The sequence below is a fragment of the Psychromonas sp. L1A2 genome (genome assembly GCF_009828855.1).
Taxonomy (GTDB): Bacteria; Pseudomonadota; Gammaproteobacteria; order Enterobacterales; family Psychromonadaceae; genus Psychromonas.
In genome coordinates, this window is record NZ_WUAG01000001.1 from 1,579,657 (window position 1) to 1,599,494 (window position 19,838).

The 19,838-nt window shown below is 35.0% G+C and carries 16 protein-coding genes; 9 read left to right on the forward strand and 7 right to left on the reverse strand.

Annotated elements, in window-relative coordinates; translation table 11 throughout:
• Positions 1–320: 320 nt before the first annotated feature.
• The 6 genes from GQR59_RS06805 to GQR59_RS06830 form a co-directional block, all read right to left on the reverse strand.
• Positions 321–1,037 (reverse strand): nucleotidyltransferase family protein, encoded by a 717-nt coding sequence (locus GQR59_RS06805; RefSeq protein WP_160061246.1) that lies wholly within the window; start codon positions 1,035–1,037, stop codon positions 321–323.
• 62 nt (positions 1,038–1,099) lie between these two features.
• A complete protein-coding gene (locus GQR59_RS06810) occupies positions 1,100–2,101 on the reverse strand; it encodes an XdhC family protein (protein ID WP_160061247.1) in 1,002 nt (333 codons plus the stop codon).
• 493 nt (positions 2,102–2,594) lie between these two features.
• Entirely contained in the window at positions 2,595–3,317 is a 723-nt protein-coding gene (locus tag GQR59_RS06815; RefSeq protein WP_160061248.1) for an amino acid ABC transporter ATP-binding protein, read from the reverse strand.
• Positions 3,314–3,964, reverse strand: a complete 651-nt coding sequence (locus GQR59_RS06820; protein ID WP_236546678.1) for an amino acid ABC transporter permease — start codon at positions 3,962–3,964, stop codon at positions 3,314–3,316. The genes GQR59_RS06815 and GQR59_RS06820 overlap by 4 nt, the downstream gene beginning before the upstream one ends.
• Positions 3,964–4,635: an amino acid ABC transporter permease gene (locus GQR59_RS06825; protein WP_160061249.1), complete on the reverse strand. Its 672-nt coding sequence runs from the start codon at positions 4,633–4,635 to the stop codon at positions 3,964–3,966. Before GQR59_RS06825 ends, GQR59_RS06820 begins: the two co-directional genes overlap by 1 nt.
• 394 nt (positions 4,636–5,029) lie before the next feature.
• Positions 5,030–5,857, reverse strand: coding sequence for a transporter substrate-binding domain-containing protein (locus GQR59_RS06830; RefSeq protein ID WP_160061250.1), 828 nt, complete (start codon positions 5,855–5,857; stop codon positions 5,030–5,032).
• Positions 5,858–6,403: 546 nt separating this feature from the next.
• On the opposite strand from GQR59_RS06830, the gene GQR59_RS06835 reads away from it, so the two are divergent.
• From GQR59_RS06835 to GQR59_RS06875, 9 genes are all read left to right on the forward strand, one after another.
• The gene (locus tag GQR59_RS06835) at positions 6,404–7,327 is read left to right on the forward strand and encodes a DUF6515 family protein (RefSeq protein WP_160061251.1); all 924 of its coding nucleotides are present in this window, start codon (positions 6,404–6,406) and stop codon (positions 7,325–7,327) included.
• A gap of 621 nt (positions 7,328–7,948) precedes the next feature.
• Positions 7,949–8,191, forward strand: coding sequence for a hypothetical protein (locus GQR59_RS06840; protein WP_160061252.1), 243 nt, complete (start codon positions 7,949–7,951; stop codon positions 8,189–8,191).
• 104 nt (positions 8,192–8,295) lie between these two features.
• Complete coding sequence (locus tag GQR59_RS06845) at positions 8,296–9,555, forward strand: Nramp family divalent metal transporter (RefSeq protein WP_160061253.1); 1,260 nt, start codon at positions 8,296–8,298, stop codon at positions 9,553–9,555.
• 752 nt (positions 9,556–10,307) lie between these two features.
• A complete protein-coding gene (locus GQR59_RS06850) occupies positions 10,308–11,747 on the forward strand; it encodes an ethanolamine ammonia-lyase reactivating factor EutA (RefSeq protein ID WP_160061254.1) in 1,440 nt (479 codons plus the stop codon).
• A gap of 17 nt (positions 11,748–11,764) precedes the next feature.
• Positions 11,765–13,960: an ethanolamine ammonia-lyase subunit EutB gene (eutB, locus tag GQR59_RS06855; RefSeq protein ID WP_160061255.1), complete on the forward strand. Its 2,196-nt coding sequence runs from the start codon at positions 11,765–11,767 to the stop codon at positions 13,958–13,960.
• An 81-nt stretch (positions 13,961–14,041) separates the two neighbouring features.
• Entirely contained in the window at positions 14,042–15,073 is a 1,032-nt protein-coding gene (locus tag GQR59_RS06860) for a TRAP transporter substrate-binding protein (protein WP_160061256.1), read from the forward strand.
• An 89-nt stretch (positions 15,074–15,162) separates the two neighbouring features.
• Positions 15,163–15,675, forward strand: a complete 513-nt coding sequence (locus tag GQR59_RS06865) for a TRAP transporter small permease (RefSeq protein WP_160061257.1) — start codon at positions 15,163–15,165, stop codon at positions 15,673–15,675.
• Positions 15,672–16,952, forward strand: a complete 1,281-nt coding sequence (locus GQR59_RS06870; RefSeq protein WP_201288031.1) for a TRAP transporter large permease — start codon at positions 15,672–15,674, stop codon at positions 16,950–16,952. The genes GQR59_RS06865 and GQR59_RS06870 overlap by 4 nt, the downstream gene beginning before the upstream one ends.
• A 236-nt stretch (positions 16,953–17,188) precedes the next feature.
• Positions 17,189–18,838 carry a putative bifunctional diguanylate cyclase/phosphodiesterase gene (locus tag GQR59_RS06875; RefSeq protein ID WP_160061258.1) on the forward strand — a complete coding sequence of 550 codons (1,650 nt, stop codon included), beginning with the start codon at positions 17,189–17,191 and terminating at the stop codon, positions 18,836–18,838.
• A 77-nt stretch (positions 18,839–18,915) separates the two neighbouring features.
• Here the strand turns inward: GQR59_RS06875 and GQR59_RS06880 are convergent, their stop codons facing one another.
• Positions 18,916–19,554, reverse strand: coding sequence for a hypothetical protein (locus tag GQR59_RS06880; RefSeq protein WP_160061259.1), 639 nt, complete (start codon positions 19,552–19,554; stop codon positions 18,916–18,918).
• Positions 19,555–19,838 lie beyond the last annotated feature (284 nt).

Consider the following 19,838-nt stretch of genomic DNA (forward strand, 5'->3'; position numbering starts at 1 on the left):
AAAGCCCGATTTATTCGGGCTTTTTTGTCTCCTAAATTCGCATAATAAGTGCAATTTTTGACTCGTTCTAAGTTTTATCTTTATACCGATTACATTAAATATGTTATTTAAATTTTGCGCTGGAAAAACAGTTCAATTCAAGGCGTAAATTGATGCCTTTCGAAGATTAACTTCGTTAATCGTCTGTCGGTGAATTAACTAAAACATGTTAATTCTTTAATGGCTGTTCCCTTTACGAAATTTATAACGAGGAAGTGGGCTGTTTTAACAAGTAAAATAGATAAGCTATTTATTGTGATTGGTATTATTATTGACTACCATTAATTTTCTAACTGTTGTTGCCATTTTAGAAAGTCATCTAGTGTGTCTATATCGTTTATTGCATTAGGTAAATCCAAGCAAGTTAACCTATGATTTTGTGCTAATTGTTGGAGAACAGGTTTAGCTCCTTGATCACCTTTGAGGTACGTTAAAGCCTCAAATTGTTCACTGTCGAAGATAGCAGGAACACCTAACTGAGCTTGGTACGAAGCACAAACACTGTTTTGTTGGGTCAACCAAAGATCAGCCAGCTTTATATAGTGTTGGTAAGTGACGCCAATATGGTCACCAAGTGCTAATAACAAGCCATTAGCATTAGCAGAAAGAGCGGCTTCAACACCTACTTTAACTGATGTCGATAAACCAAAGTCACTTTTTTCGTTGATCATATAAGCAGTAGAACTTGGTAATAATTTACTTAATGTATCGTGGTGATTTCCTAGTATGACAACAATATTGTTTGCTATATTTTGTGACGTTAAGTAGTCTGCCAAATAGTTTAATTTATCTAAACTATGTAGTAATAAAGGTTGCTCAACTAATACATTATTGGCATTTAAGTCTGTTATTGGCTGTGCTAATTTAATGCCGTTAAATCGACTACTTTTACCTGCGGCTAATAATACTAACGTTAATGTTTTCTGTTCGATACCATGAGACTTAGCTTCTTCTTTTACTGTTTCGATGGTGTTTGTCTTGATAGAGGTTATATTCACAAGGCTCCATGTTACTTTTTTATAGATACTCGTCGCTTAAAAAGTGAAGAATACCTATCTTGTTAGTTTATTAAATCAGTTCGGTTATGAAAAAGTGCATGGCACTCAGCTAATATACTCAGTGCAATAGACTCAGGTAGCTCACCGCCTATATTGAACCCTGCAGGGGCTGAAAAGAAACCTTTAAAATCATCTAAGGTAATATTGGCTTTACTAAAAACCTGGTCACGACGATGGTGAGGCCCAAGCAATGCGATATAAGTTTGGTTGCTTTGACTAATGAGTTTTACTGCTAATGCATCTAAGCTTAAATTATGTTGCATTACCACGACGCCATCAATATTTAACAAGTGTTTTGTTTCTAATGTGGAAATAGGCTGTTTAATTATATGGGTATTAGGGAAATGATGTTGATGCGCATAGCTAGACCGTTCATCAAATACCGTGACTTTCCAGCCTAATTGTATCGCCATCTTTGCTAAAGGTTGGGCATCTAAACCGCCACCAAAAATAGCAAGGTGGAACCGTGTTCGACAAGGGATTTGAAGTATGGTGACATTTGGAGCATTGTTAGATTTACCGTAAGTACTTTTAGCAAAATCATAGTCATTTTTATCTGTAATTGGTACGACATTAACTGAGATAGAGGCGGCTTGAGTACCTGTCTTTACTAAGGGTAAATGATATTCACAATTGCTCGATTTTAATTGCTCCATTAATGTTTGTAAATTCAGGTAGTTATTTTCAGTAGTCACGGGAATTAACAATAGATCGACAATGCCGCCACAACCCAATTGGTAACTTGCATCTGACTCATCACTGGCATCGTAAGTGATATTAATGGCTTGATCCTGTTGAATTGCGCGTTGTGCATGACGTAATAAGTCACCTTCTAAACAACCGCCACTAACAAGTCCTATGCTATTTCCTAATGAATGAAACAGCATCATTGCGCCAGTTTTTCGGTATGAAGAGCCTTGAATGTTAGTGATAACGGCTAGCACCCATTTATCATTTGGGAACTTGCTCCACTGTGAAAGTAAATCTTCAATATGATGTGACATTCATTTCCTATTTTAATAAGCAAGGCAGTTAAAATGATATGCTAGGCTTATTAATTGATGAGTACTGTGTTCATTTTAGTGTTCATTTTTAATCTTTCTAATGCTGTAATTAGGCATTCTTCAATAATGATTCAGCAATTAGATATAAAAAATAAAGAAAGTAAGTTTGAGGCTTTAAAGCCTTTATTTCAAGGTTAATTGCTTTTAAAACAGGGGATTTAGAAAATTATTTATTTGTGTCATTGATCAGGTTCAAGGAGGTTAATATTTATACTTATAGGCCCGGTAAATAATTCTGTTTTGTCAGTTTAGATTTGATTTATTAACAATTAGTAAATGATATTTTGTGCGAATATAGATGGTTTTTGTCATATAGTGATTGTTTTATATTAAAGGCTCATATTTTTTTACCTTCCATATATTACCTTTTACAAAGAAGAACGCTTTCACGCTCTTCTTTGTATTTTACTCACATTGATTAATTGTTAGTAACTTAAAGTACTTTACTCAAAAACTGTTGTGTTCTCTCTTTTTGAGGATTATCCAATACTTCTTGAGGTGTACCTATTTCTTCAATTAAGCCTTCATGAAAAAAGGCCACTTTATCTGAAACTTCCTTAGCAAAGGCTATTTCATGAGTGACACAAATCATGGTCATACCATCATCACGTAGTAACCTTAAGGTGTCTAACACTTCACCAACAAGCTCAGGATCGAGCGCAGATGTTACCTCATCAAATAACATGTATGGCGGTTCCATTGCTAATGCTCTTGCAATTGCTAGACGTTGTTGTTGCCCGCCAGACATCTTCGTCGGGTATTCGTGTAACTTATCGCCTAGACCAACGTGAGTGAGCTCTTTTGTTGCAATTTCTTCTGCTTTTTCTTTGCTAAAGCCTTTCACTACTTGTGGTGCAAGTGCTGCATTTTCTAATACAGTTAAATGCGGAAAAGAGTTCCACTGCTGAAATACCATCCCTAGATTTTGTCTTAATGCGTTAATATCTGTTTTCTTATCATGCACATCTACTCCATCAACTAGAATATTACCGCTATTGATGCTTTCAATCGCATTAATACAATACAAAAGAGTCGATTTACCACTGCCACTTGCACCAATGATACTAATAACCTCACCGTTGTTAACGGTTAAATCAATACCCTTTAGTACTTCTAAGTCACCAAAAGATTTATGAACACCTTTTATTTCAATCATATTTCCATTTTCCTTTCTACATATTTACCGTAACGCGACAACGGGTAAGAAATCATAAAGTAAAACAACCCAACGCCTATAAGTATCATAAGCGGTTGTTGCGTTCTTGATATTAATTGTTCAGCCGTTCTTAGCAATTCCATATAACCAATCACAGAGACAAGTGCAGAGTCTTTAATGACACTGAGAGCCACGCCAATCCAAGATGGGAAGACGGCTCTCATACCAATGGGTATTCTTATATACCTGACTGTTTGAAAGTAATTCAACCCTAATGATCTGGCTGCTTTTACCATAGACACAGGAACACTATTAAATCCACTTCTGAATACTTCACTCATAAACGCCATTGTATAAAGCGATAATATAATTGAGCCGGCAACAAAAGGAGGTAATGGGAAACCCATTACACCGATAAAAGTGCTAAATAGTATAAGCTGAATAATCAACGGAACAGAACGTAGAATATCTAAAACTGCGCCTATACAAACATTAACTGATTTATTTGATTCTGCTCTAATAAAGCCTATCAGTAACCCTAATAAGCTACCAATGACAATGGCAATAACAGAGATATAAACGGTATTTAAAATTCCCGTTAAAATAAATCCAGTATCATTCCACGATAAAGGAGTAAATAAGTTCATTATGAGATTTCTCCTTTAAATACTTTTTTGGCAATTAAATCAGAAGCTAATAACACTAACTTTGTGATCACATAATACATAACCGCTGCTACCATAAAAAATTCTAATGTTCTGAACGAGGTTGATTGCAATCGTTGTGTTTCACCGGATAATTCATTCATGCCAACCAGTATCCCAAGTGAGCTCATTAGTATTGACCAAACAAATTGGTTAGTCATTGGGTGATAAATTCTACGGAACATTTGCGGTAAAATGATGTAGCGGTAGACCTTAAAGCTATTCATACCTAGAGATTTTGCTGCGCTATATTGTGTTTTTGGAATGGATTGAAAACCACCCCTGAATGTTTCTGCTAAGTAACCTGCATTAATAAATACTAAGGCAGAAAAAACCGAGACGTATGGGCTAAGATGTATGCCATAAGCTCCTAAACCAAAATAGGCCATATAGATAAGAAAAAGGGCGGGGGTATTCCTTGCGATTTCTATCCAAATATTTGCAACATGATAAAAAACTTTGGTTTCTGACATTTTTCCTAATGCTAATAATACGGCAATTATTATCCCTACTAGCATTGATAAAACAGAGACATGAACGGTAGTAAATGCGCCTGATAATAGTTGTGGAAATGCATCAAATACTACATTCCAGTGAAATTCATAATTATCCATATATCCTCTTTATAAGCATTTCTATTTGGCTTTGAGTCATATTTATTAAATTTGATGCTGTTTTATAATTGTTTTGACAATTATGATCCTCGGGCATCGTTAGTTTTATATGACGTATTTTTAATTGCTAATACAATGCGATATAAATTATTTCCTTTATTAAACGATCTTATTAATTGACCTTGTTAATTTAACTAAACTATTAGCCCAGATTAATTGAAATTGATAACTCAATAAAAACGATAAAATTTAAACTTATATTGATGTTTTCTATTTTAATTTTTTGATGGCTCATAACGGAGAGGGGTGATGTTTAACCCTAGGGTTTTTAAATTGATATCCTCCAGCAGCACTGGAGGATGACTTACTTTTAGTTAGCACAAGCAAAAAATAATTACTTATTTTCTCTTAACGCTTTAACCATATCAGCAGATACAGGTGTACCAAAATGCTTAACATGTAATTCATTTAAACGACCATCACGAACTTGGTGAACTAAGAAAAGGTTTAGGTATTTAATCCAAGCCTGTTCACTTCTTTTAGCAATAATACCGACTACGTCATCGTAGTTTGGTACATAAGGACCAGCAACAAAATTATCAAATTGACCAGAAGTTAGTTTAGTTGCGATATTGGTATTAGTTGAAATAAGCGCATCAACTTTGCCTTGATATAGTCCTAGGAATGCATCATTTTCTGATTTAAATGCAGTATAATTATCTCTTCCCCAGCCTTGTGCATCTGCATAATTGAAGTATTCAGTTTCATAGGTCGTACCTAGTGCCGCACCTACTTTTACATCCTTAAGATCATCAAAAGATGTCATTTCCACACCTTTCTTAGAAATTACTTGGAACTTAAAAACAAAGTATGGATAAGTAAAGCCAACAGATTTAGCACGTGCTAATGAGTCTGAAGTCGACCCTATAACTACATCGGTTTTAGCTGAAATTAAAGAAGGGATACGATCACCCCAAGTTAGATTGATAACATTTGATTTTACGCCTAAAACTGCAGCTAAATCGTTACAGTAATCAACATCAAAACCGGCAGGTTTGTTATCTTTATCTGTGTAACCCATTGGTGGGAAATCAAGCACTACGCCACAATTTAATGTGCCACGGCTGATTACATCATCTAGTTGATCTGCACTTGCGCTTGAAAAGGCACCGAGCGCTGAAATGGAAGCAACAACTAATGAGATTTTCTTTACGAACTTCATACTTTCTCCTTGATTTTTATTTACAATTTACTTGTGCATAGGGTGGCTAGAACATAATGCGCCGCACTTTTGTATCTTGTATTTAAATTAGATATCCCTATTTACAAGTCGATGTTAATTCTTATAAGTTTTTTTATTAATTGTTATAAGCAGATGTTAATCCTTTTAACACTTTAATGACTCTATCAAACTTTAGAATAACTTGTTGAGCTTTTTATGATTTATTCGAGGTTAAAAAATATCTAGGTATTTGGTATAGATAGGTAACAAGGAAGAGTTATTAGCTTTATATTTAATGCTTCTGTGAATGGATACTTAGTAAGTTATCTGATAATGCTTGCAACTAAATTTCATTTACCGTTGTCGTAATAGCATATCCATACTAGTCACTTATTTGTGGTTTTATAAAATTTTGAATTAAAAACCAGACCAAACACGGTCTTAATTGTAAGTGAGAGAGCAATGAGTCGCTCTTGAATCAAACAATAATTTATGACGGTAGAAGTATTACCGATTTAAATCTAGTTAGTTTTAAAAGGAAATCTAATGAAATTAACATTCTTATTAGCAATTATCATGAGCTTCTTTGTTTCTCCAAGTATAAGCTCAGCTGAAAATAGAGATAATAAAAAACATCACAATAGACAAAGTGTACATAAGCATTTGGAGTCTAAAAAAAATAGAGTTGTACGTAAACCTATCATCTATGAAAAGGGTTCTGTGCTACCAAAAAATCGTGCCGTTCGTAATAAAGAAGACAGGCAGAGCAATAAAAAAGCAATTGCTCATAAAAATTCAAAAATTAACATTAATAGAAACATTCATCATCGTAATGTTCATAAACGCAATATTTCACAAAACCGTTCACAAATAAAAACGTCAGTATTACCTCCCAATGCAGCTGTTCGAAATAAACAGAAAGCTAAAAGATTAATAGCCGCTAAAAAGTTAAAAAGTAAACGAAGTAAAAGTTTTCGTAAACGTGCTATTTATAAAGCAGGTCTCAGGAGTCATAAATTACCAAGAAATGGTCGTAGGCTTCGTTTTGCAGGACTTTCTTTTATTTTTAGTAGCGGATTATATTATCGCCATCTAAATAATGGATATACCGTCGTGCATCCTCCAGTGGGGCTGAAAATTCGTTATTTACCACAGGGTTTTGAAGACATTTTTATTCATGGGATCCATTATTACTTTTTCCAAGGTATTTATTATATTGCTAATGGTGGATATTACGAAGTAGTGGAAGAACCATCCAGCGATACAACTTCATTATCAATAAGTGATGAAGCTGCATATATTAATGGATTACATGATGATTTTGAGCTCGGGCAACATTATTCTCTATTACCTAAAGGAGCTCAATTAGTTGTTATTAATGGCGAACAATACTTTAAGTTCCAAGATATTTATTTTTTACCTCAGTCATTTGATAATGGTGTGCATTATTTAGCCGTGAAACTGAACTAAGGAACTTGAAACTTGGATAAGCAGTATCACCTATTAGGTTATTATCACCTCTAATGATTTCTAGATACTCTAGTACGTGTTTTTTCAAACAATAAATCAACACCTCTAAAGTAGCCTTAACATAGATCCTGTTTCATTATGGTATCGGCTATGCTCTATTTTAAGTGTGTTTTTATTGACCGTTTCTATAATGTCTCTTTTTGGTAATGTGGTGGCATTGTAAACAGGTTTGAATTTCATCTACCCACTATTATGTTTAAATATTTTTTAATTAAAAGAGCTGATTACTAGGCCGGTATTTAATTCAAATTTTAAATGAAATTAAGGTTAAGTATTTATTTTTGAAGTTAATGTAGAAACTGTTATTTGAATGTAACCTTTTGTATCATGAAAATTTAATCATTAGTTATCAGTTAGATTAATATATAAAATATTCTATTAATTAACGACTTTAGGAGTTCGATTTAGAGTGAGCTTCTTTATACCAATCATAGTAAGTAGCGGATCTATTTTACTGGCTATATCAATTCACTTTCTCATTATAAATTTGCGTATTTTAAAATTGTTACTTACGCTTAAAAATTAGTCTAGTACACTTTTTTATGAAGAAAAGGAAATGTTATGATCAATAAAATACTTTTATTTACCAGTGTGCTTATTATCTCTAGTGGAGTCATGGCCAAACAAAACACTAAAGTATCTAAAAGTATATGTTTAAAAATTGATGCAAAAATTGTGACTGCTAAAAAGAATATGCGTGTTATGTATACAGATAAGAAAGGTCAGAAGTTAAGGGCTAAGTTAAAAGCGCTACAGAAAAAAAAGGCATATTGTAAAATAAGTAAGTTTCCAACGTCATCGTAAATTAGTTTCTTATCCAGCGGTTTATTTCCTTTCTACTCTGTTTTTAAGAGTGTAGTCTTTATGACTCTCATATGTTCATTGATGGATCATCATTCAGAGTCTCTATGAAAATAAGGTCATTGTTTACATTAAATTCCTCGCATAAAAATAAACATGGGTTGAGTGAAATCCTTAAATATATGGGACCGGGTTTACTGGTCACTGTTGGTTTTATAGATCCGGGGAATTGGGCTTCCAATATTGCGGCGGGCTCAATGTTTGGATATACACTTCTATGGATGGTAACGCTGTCTACGCTAATGTTGATTTTATTGCAGCATAATGTTGCTCACCTAGGCATTGTTACTGGGGATTGTTTAGCTGAATCCGCAATGAAAAATCTCAATGTGCATGTGGCTCAATTTGTACTTTTTACCAGTATTATAGCGGTTATATCGACTGCTTTGGCTGAGATATTGGGTGGAGCAATTGCACTACAATTACTGTTTGATATACCGATAGTGATTGGTTCTGTCATTATTCTTGTTATCGTCATTTTCTTACTGTTTACCAATACTTATACCAAGCTTGAAAAACTGATTATTGGTTTTGTGTCAATTATTGGATTTTCATTTTTGTATGAAATGAGCATTGTTAATATTGACTGGCCGGAGGCTGCTAGAAGTTGGGTAACCGTTAGTATTCCTGATGGTTCAATGATTATCGTTATGGCGGTATTAGGCGCTGTTGTTATGCCTCATAACCTATTTTTACATTCAGAAATTATTCAAAGTCGGCAATGGAGTAATGACAATGAAGCCGTTATTAAAAAACAATTAAGATATGAGTTTACTGATACTTTTGTATCAATGATTATTGGCTGGGCTATTAATAGTGCAATGATTATATTGGCTGCAGCTACCTTTTTTGATAACAATATAGTGGTGACAGAACTAGAACAAGCGCAGCACCTTCTTTCTCCTATGTTGGGTTCAAAAGCCGCTATTGTATTTGGTATTGCATTATTATTTGCGGGAATTTCTTCAACCATTACTGCTGGTATGGCGGGTGGCTCTGTTTATGCCGGTTTATTTAAAGAACCTTACAATATCAAAGCGACCCACACTAAAGTGGGTGTGGCGGGTATATTAATTATTTCAACATTGATTGTTTTTTTGATTTCAGACCCCTTTAAAGGTTTGATTATTTCTCAAATGGTACTCAGCATTCAATTACCTATTACCGTTTTTCTACAAATTTATTTAACCTCATCGAAGAGGGTAATGGGAAAACATAGGAACTCCAAATTGATGAATTTTTTGTTGTTATCTATTTGGTTAATTTTAACTCTTTTGAATATAATGTTATTTGTCAGTTTTTTGTAATGACATATATTACCTCAATTCTGGTTAAATAAATCGATACATAACCCTTATTTATAGGTACTTTTTTTCCGTATTTCTGTGTTAAATCACCTTAGAATAACTCGTTATAGCTTCGATGATTTGCCTTGAACTACACAAACATTACGATACTTTCATAATATGAAATTTTAACATGTTGATATTTAATAGTATTACACTTCCATTATCCAGAACGGAGGTTATGCAATAAACCAAGTTGCATTATTAATGTAGCGGTGCGCTCCGAAATAGTGCGAAAGCGAACATTGATAGTGCGCTGACATGGAGCCTTCTTTCGATACCATCCAATAAATGATCAATTTAAATCGATAATAATTTCAATTTTAGTCAAAAAACACCATTAATATGATTACATCTCAAATTGATTTAATTTAAATTTTTCATCGCTAATTAATTAAAAAAAATTGATATTTGCTAACCATTATTAACTTTATGATGACGGTTAATCATTCATTTAAATTAATAGAAAGCGAGTGTTTATAGGTGGTTTGGCTTTTTATTGCGTGAAAAAATAAATGATATTAGACGCTTTTTACATTTGTTGTTTTTTTGAATAGATTCCTTGTTATCAGTGATTTAATACACTCTCTTTAAGTTGAATAGAGATCAAAAATTTAGCATTAATAATACACTTGGTATAATTAATGCTGTTGCTTTGGACATATCTTTTGATTGCAGTTGCACTCAAATTGTTCAAGGTGATGTATAGACATATGGAAAATAGTCAAAACATAAAAGAACAAGTAAAAATGATAGGGATGGATTTCGGTTCAACCACTAGCAGTGCGATGATCGCGGTGGCTGGCGTTGGAATGAATTCGGTGACGGGGCGAATGGCATTCTCTGCACCAGAAATTGTCTATCGATCTAATGTTGAATTTACACCTTTTAGAGGTGCTGAAATTGATGCATCCGCTATCGCTGAACTATTAGATACTTGGTTAGAAAAAGGTGATAACATTTTTTCGGGCGGGGTGATCATTACTGGTTTAGCTGCTTTACAACAAAACTCAGTGCATATTGCTGCTTTAATTAAAGAGCGTATTGGACAAGCTGTTATTGCGACGGTTGATGATCCAAATCTTGAATCATGGTTAGCTTTCATGGGGTGTGCAGCATTATTATCTCGGCATTTTAAGAATGAAACGCTCGTTAATCTCGATATTGGTGGCGGTACAACTAATCCCGCAGCAGGTCAAAATGGACAAGTCAAAACAACGGGATGTTTTTATATTGGCGCCAGGCATTTTCAGTTTGAACCAGGGACTTACCGTTTAATTAATATCTCTGAATACGGTTATTCAATGTTAAACCACATCGGTGCAAACAATGAGATTGGCGATACTCTTGGTGCCGATATTCTCAATAAAATCCTCGATCTTTACATTGAAGCACTAAAAGCCATCGCTCGAGGAAACCTCGTGTTTTTTGAAAGCGACATTGGCCAGCGTCTTTGCCAAACTTCTTTTATACTGCCTCCAAACGTTTCTTCACCTATGATTACTTTTTCCGGTGGTGTAGGCGAACTTATTTATAAAATTACTGAAAACGAACCGATACCTAGCACCACCTTTTATGGTGATTTAGGTATCGACCTAGCTAAAAAAATTATCTCCGATTCTTTCTTTTCTAAACAAATAACAACCATTCGCCCAGAAAATATGGGTAGAGCAACTGTGTACGGGTTGACGCTTCACAATACTGAAATTTCAGGTGCAACTTTATTTTTACCAGACACTTCGGCACTACCTTTAAATGATGTCCCTATTGTTGCTCGACTCAGTATGTCTTGTGATTTAGATGATCTTCTTAATTCTATTTCTGTTGTTGCACAACGTAGCGGCAAAGCTTGTATTCAAATGCTACCAGTAACTGATTCAGAAGGGGGGGCTTTACCTGCTTCTCTGCAACAAATTAAAACGCTTGGTGTTCGAATAAATCAAGCATTAGCAACACTCACTATTGATTTACCGTTAGTGATATTGGTACCCGGAAATTTTGGGAAAGCATTAGGTAACTATGCAACGGACTGGGGAAAATCATCCGCTAAATTAATGATCATAGATGAAATTCCAGATCGTAATGCACAGTTTGTAAACATTGGAAGTCCGTATCGCGGCGTTGTACCCGTTTCTTTTTATGGCATTTATTAGAATTTAAGGTTTATTTAATGAAAAAGATTATCCCACTTAAAGATATTCATGTTCCCGTTCCAGGGCCAGAGGAAGTTTATTCTTTCAAAATATTGAATGAAATTTTTTACTTTGAAGGGCTTAAAAAGTTATTAGGAGCCGCTGATATCAGCAAAGCTGGTGATAGAACAACGGAGCTGGCTCCCAAGAATGCAATGGATAGAGAAGCGGCAAGAGCAATTCTGGCTTCTTTAACATTGCAGTACCTTTATGATAATCCGTTAACTGCTGATGATGGCAGTGTTGACTCTGTCATGCGTGCTGGTTATGAGATAGATCTTGAACTGTTTCAAAGCATTGCCCATATGACTATGGGCGATCTTAAAGATCATTTGCTGGCCAGTAATGGAACGCGAGTGGCTGCGATTGGTTTAGCATTAACACCTGTCATGGCATCCGCTTTAACCAAGTTAATGGATGTACATGAATTAGTTTATTTACCCGGTAAAATATTTCGACCGACTAAAGCAAGAACCTTGATTGGTACGCCTAAAACACTGTCATTTCGTCTTCAACCTAATCATCCTAAAGATAATTTAGATGCTATTTCTATGATGGTTTATAACGATTTAGCAATGGGAATGGGCGATTGTTTAATTGGTGTTAATCCCTCTGACGGCTCGGTAGATAATATAGCCGCAATGCTGTGGCACATAGATAAGCTTCGTCGCGAAACAGGTGCGCCCACTCAAATTTGTGTACTTGGGCATATTAAAAGTCAACTTACCGCTTTAAAGCAGGGCGCACCAGTTGAAATCTTATTCCAAAGCTTTGCAGGTACAGATGAAACATTAACTGGAGAGTTCGACGTAACGGTAGAGTTTTTAGATCAAGCCGTGGAAACCATGAAAAATGAAGGGCCGCTAAAAGAGATAGCGGAACAATTTATGTACTTTGAAACAGGTCAAGGCAGTGAAATGACTTACCGTAAACATAACGGTATGGATATGGCGACTTGCGAAGCATTATGTTACGGACTATGTCGACGTTATGATCCTTTTATGGTGAATAATGCAACAGGTTTCATTGGTCCAGAAACACATCTTAATGACTTTGAATTAATGGTCTCGACACTTCAAGACCACTTCATGGGGAAACTGTTAGGCTTACCGATGGGCATCAGCCCAAGTTATACCTTGCATTCTAACTCCCATTTAGAAGGTCAGCAAATGGCTGTGCAATTGGCTACAGCGGCGGGGGCTAACTTCTTTATGGATATCTATTTAGGTACCGATCGTATGCTTGCTCACTTTGTGAATTCAGGACACGACGATCAAACCTTAAGGGAAATATATCACCGTAATCCTGCGCCTGAGTTTTTACAATGGGCAGTTCAAAAAGGTATTTATATTCAACATACCGATGGTAACGTTGAGCGTGGTCCAAATTGGGGAAACCCAAGGTTATTTATCAAGAGTGATTTAGAGTTTCAGCGTCTGCATGAAGCAACACCAAATGCCCCTGGATTTGAAAATGCAGGTCCACGTCCTGCGCATAAAGTACAAGAAGTGATTCGTATTAATCAATCAGTAGGACGAGAAGCGGTTCATTCACATCTTAAACCAGAGTTGTTTACTGGTTTCACCTTTAGAGAGTTCGTCTCTACGGCTATTGATCATGCTGAACATTTAAAAAATCCTGAAGTTGGCTCAAAACTGTCTAAAACTGATCTAGATAGCCTTTCTGCTGAAGGTAATGATGTGCAAATTATTATCACCGATGGTTTATCGGCTGAAGCTGTTCATCATAACGTTCCGGATATGATTCCAGTATTAATGGATGGATTAAAAAGCCGTCATTACTCATTAGGCGAGCCTATCGTTACACACTTTGGTCGCGTTAAATTAGCTGAATGTATCTCCGATGTATTAGATTGTAATGTTGCTATTTTATTGGCAGGAGAGCGACCAGGGGGAGATGCACTTTCTTCAAAAAGTATGTCTGCTTATTTGGTGCTAAAGCTGAAGGATGAGAAGGCGAGAAAAGCCGCTGCAATTTACAGTGAACATGAAAAAATTCGTTATGAATACACTTTAATTACAAACATTTACCAAGGAGGTTTACCGCCTATCGAAGGAGGCAGTGTTGTCGCAGAAAAAGTAATGGAAATTCTTGAAAATCAAGCCGCAGGTAATCGATTAGAAGATCTGTTGAAAGCTCAAAAAAACGTATAACCCAATTTAACAAAGTAATGCTAAAAATATTTTAATCAATATTCAACACACAGCTACATACATTAAATAAGGATATAAATAATGATATTGAGAAAGAAAGTAATTAAACAAGTCACACTTGCGACCACTTGTGTGATGTTGCTGTTAGCGCCTGTCGTGCAAGCTGATTCAATGAGACTTAAGTTTGCTCATCAAAATAACGTTTATGATGCAGATCAGCTATTGGCTGAAACGTTTAAAACATTATTAGAAGAAAAGACGAACGGTGACCTAAAGGTTTCAATTTACCCTGGTACCTTAACTGGATCAGAAGAAGAAGCGTTAGAATTTGCTAAAGCAGGGACGGTTTCCCTAGCGGCGACGAGTGCGGGTCATATAGCAGGTTATTACGAGGACATTCAATTTCTTCAACTTCCTTATTTATTTAAAAGTTTGGAGCATTATAAAGTAGCAAGAAGCTCTAGTGTGGTTAAAGAGATCCTTGCTGGTGCCAGTAAAGCAACAGGTATGAAAGCATTGGGCGTCTATTCTGATTGTAATGGTTTTGCGATTGCCAGTAAAAAACCTATTAATAGTATAGCGGATGCTAAAGGCGTGAAGTTACGAGCGATGCAAAATCCTTTGTTTATTGATATCTACGAAGCATTTGGCTTTACGGTGACACCGACAGACTGGGGTGAGCTTTATACTTCATTACAAACAGGCATGGTAGAAGCTGATGATTTAGGTGTGTATTGCAACGATATTTTCAAAATGAGTGAAGTTGTTGATAGTTATGCAATATTGAATCAAATGTGGACGCAAAAAATATTATTTATGTCTCCAAAAGTCTGGGACAAATTAACTGCAGAACAAAAAGTGATTGTGACTGATATTGCCGATGAAGCAATAGAGTTAACAGATGCTTGGCAGTATGCTCGTGAAGCTAAATTCATCGAAAAAGTAAAAGAAGATAAAGATCAAACGATTACTTACCCGAATACTGACGAATTTAAAGAAGCCTCTAAATCTGTGTATACAAAATGGTTTGCTAAAGAACCTAAATGGAAAACGTGGTACGAACAAATCCAATACCTAGATCCGAATGCACGTCTACCTAAAGCATTTAAATAATAGTTAATTGCTTGAATAAGGTCAGTCTTGTTTACAAAAGAGACTGACCTATTAATTAATAGCAAACAAAAAATAATAAGGTGAGCAATATGCCTGATACAGAAAAAAGTGTGCTAGGTAATAAAATTGAAGGCGTCATGCATAAAGTAAGTAGTGTATGTGGAGTTACTTTGCTGGTGTTAATGTGTAGTTTGATTTTGTTACTTGGAGTGAATATTTTTTTACGATATTGCTTCGACTCACCGATTGCTTGGTCCAATACTATTTCAAGATATATTTATATCGTTATTGCATTAATAGGCAGTGCTATTGCTTATACACAACAGAGTCATGCTCGAATTGATATTCTTTATAATCGAGTAGGGCCTAAGACTAAAAAGGTTTTCGACTTTTTTCATTGCATTATTATGATGACACTTTGCGTTATTTTTATGGTAGTTGGTAGTCAACATGCCGTAACGATGTGGCCTGTGCACCCTCCCATTATTCCTTGGTTGCCTATTGGTAGTATTTACCTTGCTATTCCTATTTTTTCTTTTTTGATTTTTCTTTATCTATTAACAAAAATGATATCTATTTTTAATAAACGGAGTGCTTCATGACTTTTATTTTTTTAATGATCCTTTGTTTTATTTTGCTGATGGCAATTAGAATACCTATTCCTTTTGCATTGCTTGCGTCAACACTTGTTTACTTCATTGGAGCGGATATTCCTCTCAGTATTATGGTGGTTCGATTATTCCGTTCTTTTGATTCATTTGTATTGTTAGCTATCCCATTCTTTATTTTAGCGGGAAAAGTGATGGCAGAATCGGGTATCAGTGATCGAATTATTCGTTTAGCTGATTTAATAGTAGGGCGTGTTAAGGGCAATCTTGCTTATGTGAATATTGTCGTCAGTATGTTTTTTGGCGGTATTACTGGTACGGCTATTTCTGATACAACGGCGGTTGGCTCTGTGATGATCCCGGCGATGACTAAAGCGGGTTATAAAAAAAGTTTTAGTGCGGCTGTCACCGCTGCATCATCAACCATGGGACCGATTATTCCTCCTAGTTTAATGTTTATTCTCTATGGTTCAATTGCTCAGGTATCTATTAAAGATATGTTTTTAGCGGGTGCTATTCCTGGAGTCATGGTTGGACTTGCTCAAATTGCCGTTGTTTGGTTATACGGTCGTAAAAATGACTTACCGAGAAGAGAAGAAAAAATAACACGCAAGCAAGGTTTTGATATTGTTGGTGGCGCTTTTTATGCAATGTTACTGCCGGTGATCATTCTCGGTGGCATTTTAATGGGCGTGGTAAGTCCCACTGAAGCGGCTGTTATTGCAGTGTTTTATTCTATTTTTATTGCTATTTTTGTATATCGTTCTTTAACTTGGAAAAGGTTAATGGGGGCAATTCGAGAATCAACCGTTGAAACCGGTAGTGTGTCGATTATCATTGCTGCAGCGGGTATTTTTGGATGGGCATTATCAAATGAACAGTTGCCAATGATCTTTGCAGAATACTTAGTAGAGAATATTGAATCAACTTGGTTAATTTTATTACTTATCAACGTTTTATTATTTTTTCTGGGCATGTTTATGGATTCGATTCCTGCCTTGATGATAGTGACACCTGTATTACTACCGGTGTTTGACATGTTAGGTATTGACCCATTACATGCGGGTATTTTCATGTGTGTTAATTTAATTACAGGTCTGGCAACACCCCCCGTAGGTTGCTGTTTGTTTGCGTCATCAATTATATCAGGTGAGTCGATGGAAAAAATTAGCCGAGCAATATTGCCGTTTATTCTAGCTAACGTGATTATCGTTTTATTGATTACTTACATCCCTTGGATCACACTGTTTTTGCCTTCATTGTTTGATTAATTTAATCGTCATTTATGAAAAAATTCTATTAAATGATTGGCTATATTGACTTTAGCCAATCATTTTTCCTACCTATTTAAGTTATGCACTTATTATTTGAATTCAAGTAGTAAAAGTAATCTAAAAGGTTTTGTGATTTTTATTCTACCTCGCTTTTGGTAGGCCTTAATGAGTGTGTAATTGATTTTCTGTTATACTAATAATATATAATTAATTTATAGGTTATTAGAGGTGCTATGACAGATAAGACAAACACATTACTTGCTTTTTTGACTATATATAACGGCAGTATTCCAACAGTCAAAGCCTGTAATGATAACTTTACTGAAATGCTAGGGTTTTCTGAGTCTCAAATAAAACATGTCCCGTTAGCTGATAAGTTAGTCTTATGTGAGGAATCATCTTTCTTACATTTAGATGATTTATTTCGAAGTGCAATGACCACCAGTGGCGGTGTTTTTACTTCAGCTAAGATGTTTAATAGTTTTCATTATGCGGTAAGTGTTAAGTTACATTGCGTACACGAAGAAAATGATCTTTTTACGTTATATTTGTCAGTGTCAGAAAACAAATCTGTCGATCCTATCTCAACATTACCTAATGGCTGGGCATTAACTTCTCGGGTTAATTATTTAATTAATCAGCAAAAAATGTCCTTAAAAAATGTCATCCTTATTATTTTAGAAGCGGATAATTTTTCAACAATTAACTATCGCTATGATTATGCTATTGGTGATCAATATCTAATTTTATTAGGGGAGCGTTTACAGAATATAATGAAAGGGTTTGGTTTTGTAATACGTTTTTCAAATGCAAAGTTCGCTATTTTAATTGAAGATTATGAGCAGCTTCCTGAAGATATTTTATACAAACGTATTGAACTCATTTGTCAAAACTTATGCTCAACCTTAGCTGAACCTATTTGGATCTCTGATCAACTGCCAATAACGAAGTCATTTAGCATTGGGGTTAGCTCTCCTGGTTACGATTATAATTGTTATCATTCAATGGATATTGCTGCTGAAACGGAAAAAGAAAAGGCGAAGAAATACAGCATTAATAAATATTTTATTGCCTCTGCTGAACCTGCAGAAGAGTTATTAACGAGAAAATTAATTATTGAAGCGTTACCTGAAGCGATTATAAAACACCAAATTGAAGTCCATTATCAACCTCAATACGATATGAAAAGCAGAGAGCTAACTGGACTGGAAGCTTTATCGCGCTGGAATGATGAAAACTTAGGTTTTATTCCCCCCAATATATTTGTAGCAATTACTGAAGATATAGGATTGCATTTTGAATTTGACCTGTGGGTTTTTGAAAAAGTATGTACACAATTGATGGACTGGCAATATCAAGAGATTCAAGTACCACGTGTTGCTATCAACATTTCATTCAAAACAATGGAAATGACGACCTTTATTGAACGTATAAAATATATTCTAAACAAGACGGGATGTCCCACTCATTTTATTGAGTTAGAAGTGACTGAAACAAGCTCAATAAATAACACTAAAATGCTAGTTGATAATATGTTGAAGGTTAAAGAATTGGGAATGCATATTGCGGTGGATGATTTTGGGACGGGCTATTCCTCGTTAAGCTTAGTGCGAACTTTTCATTTATCATTAGACAAATTAAAATTAGACCGTAGTTTAGTTGATAAAGTTTGCCATACTGAATTAGATAGAAACTTTATTAAGCATATCATTGAGCTAGGTAAAATTTTAAACCTTAGCGTATTAGCTGAAGGAGTAGAAACACAAGAGCAGTTAGATTTGTTAATGGAACTTGGCTGTGATTATGCACAAGGGTATTATTTTTCTAAAGCATTGCCAAGTGATGATATTGCACGGTTAATCGAGAATAATCACACGTCTTAGTAAGACTTTACCATTTTAAAAAAATTGAAGCTGAAAACTAATAATAGACTAACAATATACCGATTTTCTATTGTTAGTTATGCTTTATATAATAAATCTAATTCACCATGTTGAATGCTTTTATTGACGCCTTGTAGGCAACTGTGTGCCACTTTCAGTACTTCGTTCATATTCTCATAACATTTACTCTCACTTTTACCATAAGCTAGAAAGGTTAATGTTACTTGGTAGCCCATTCCCCCAGTATTCGGTTGGTCGCCTAAAGCTAAATAACAGGTTGGAGAATGGGATAAAGCAATCGCTCCGGCTTTAAAATTAGGTTTCATCGTTGATACTAACGTTAATATTTTATTACTCAGCCAATCAATACTTTTTTCTTGGCAATTTTCTGGAATCTCTCGAAATAAAATCATTAAACGAGCACTGCATTTTTTGGGGTAAGGGTACTGTTTTTCTGTGTTTTTTTCGATAGGATTAAATACACAATCATTGCTTTCTAATAATGATTGAGAACTATTTATCCATTCAATTAAGGAATAAAATGCTTCTACAAAATCCCATTTTTTAAATGGTGTAAGATCCTCTAATGCACTACGAATTAATTTAGGTTGTTTCTTAAAATCGATATAGGCGTTACCATCATTTGATACCATGCTTGTCCAAGGGTGTGACCTTAGTGTTGTTTGATCAATCTGCTTGGAAATTAAAGCATCCATTCTTATGGCCTTTTTGTCTATCTCTATTGGAAGAAGCAGGATTCTAACAGTTAACTCAAAATAGCTGTACAAAATATAAAGAGTATAGAAATAATAAAAGTTTATAGTCGTTATCAATTTATTAGGTATTTATTTTTTATGTGGTTTTTGTGGCCCAATTTTCACTTTAAATCTAGTGATTAACCATTCATTTATATTGACATTATATTGGTAATGTTTTCCTGGTTATAGTTTGGGTTTTCATTTTAATTATCAGGAAAATAGACATTATTTTGGTGTCGCAG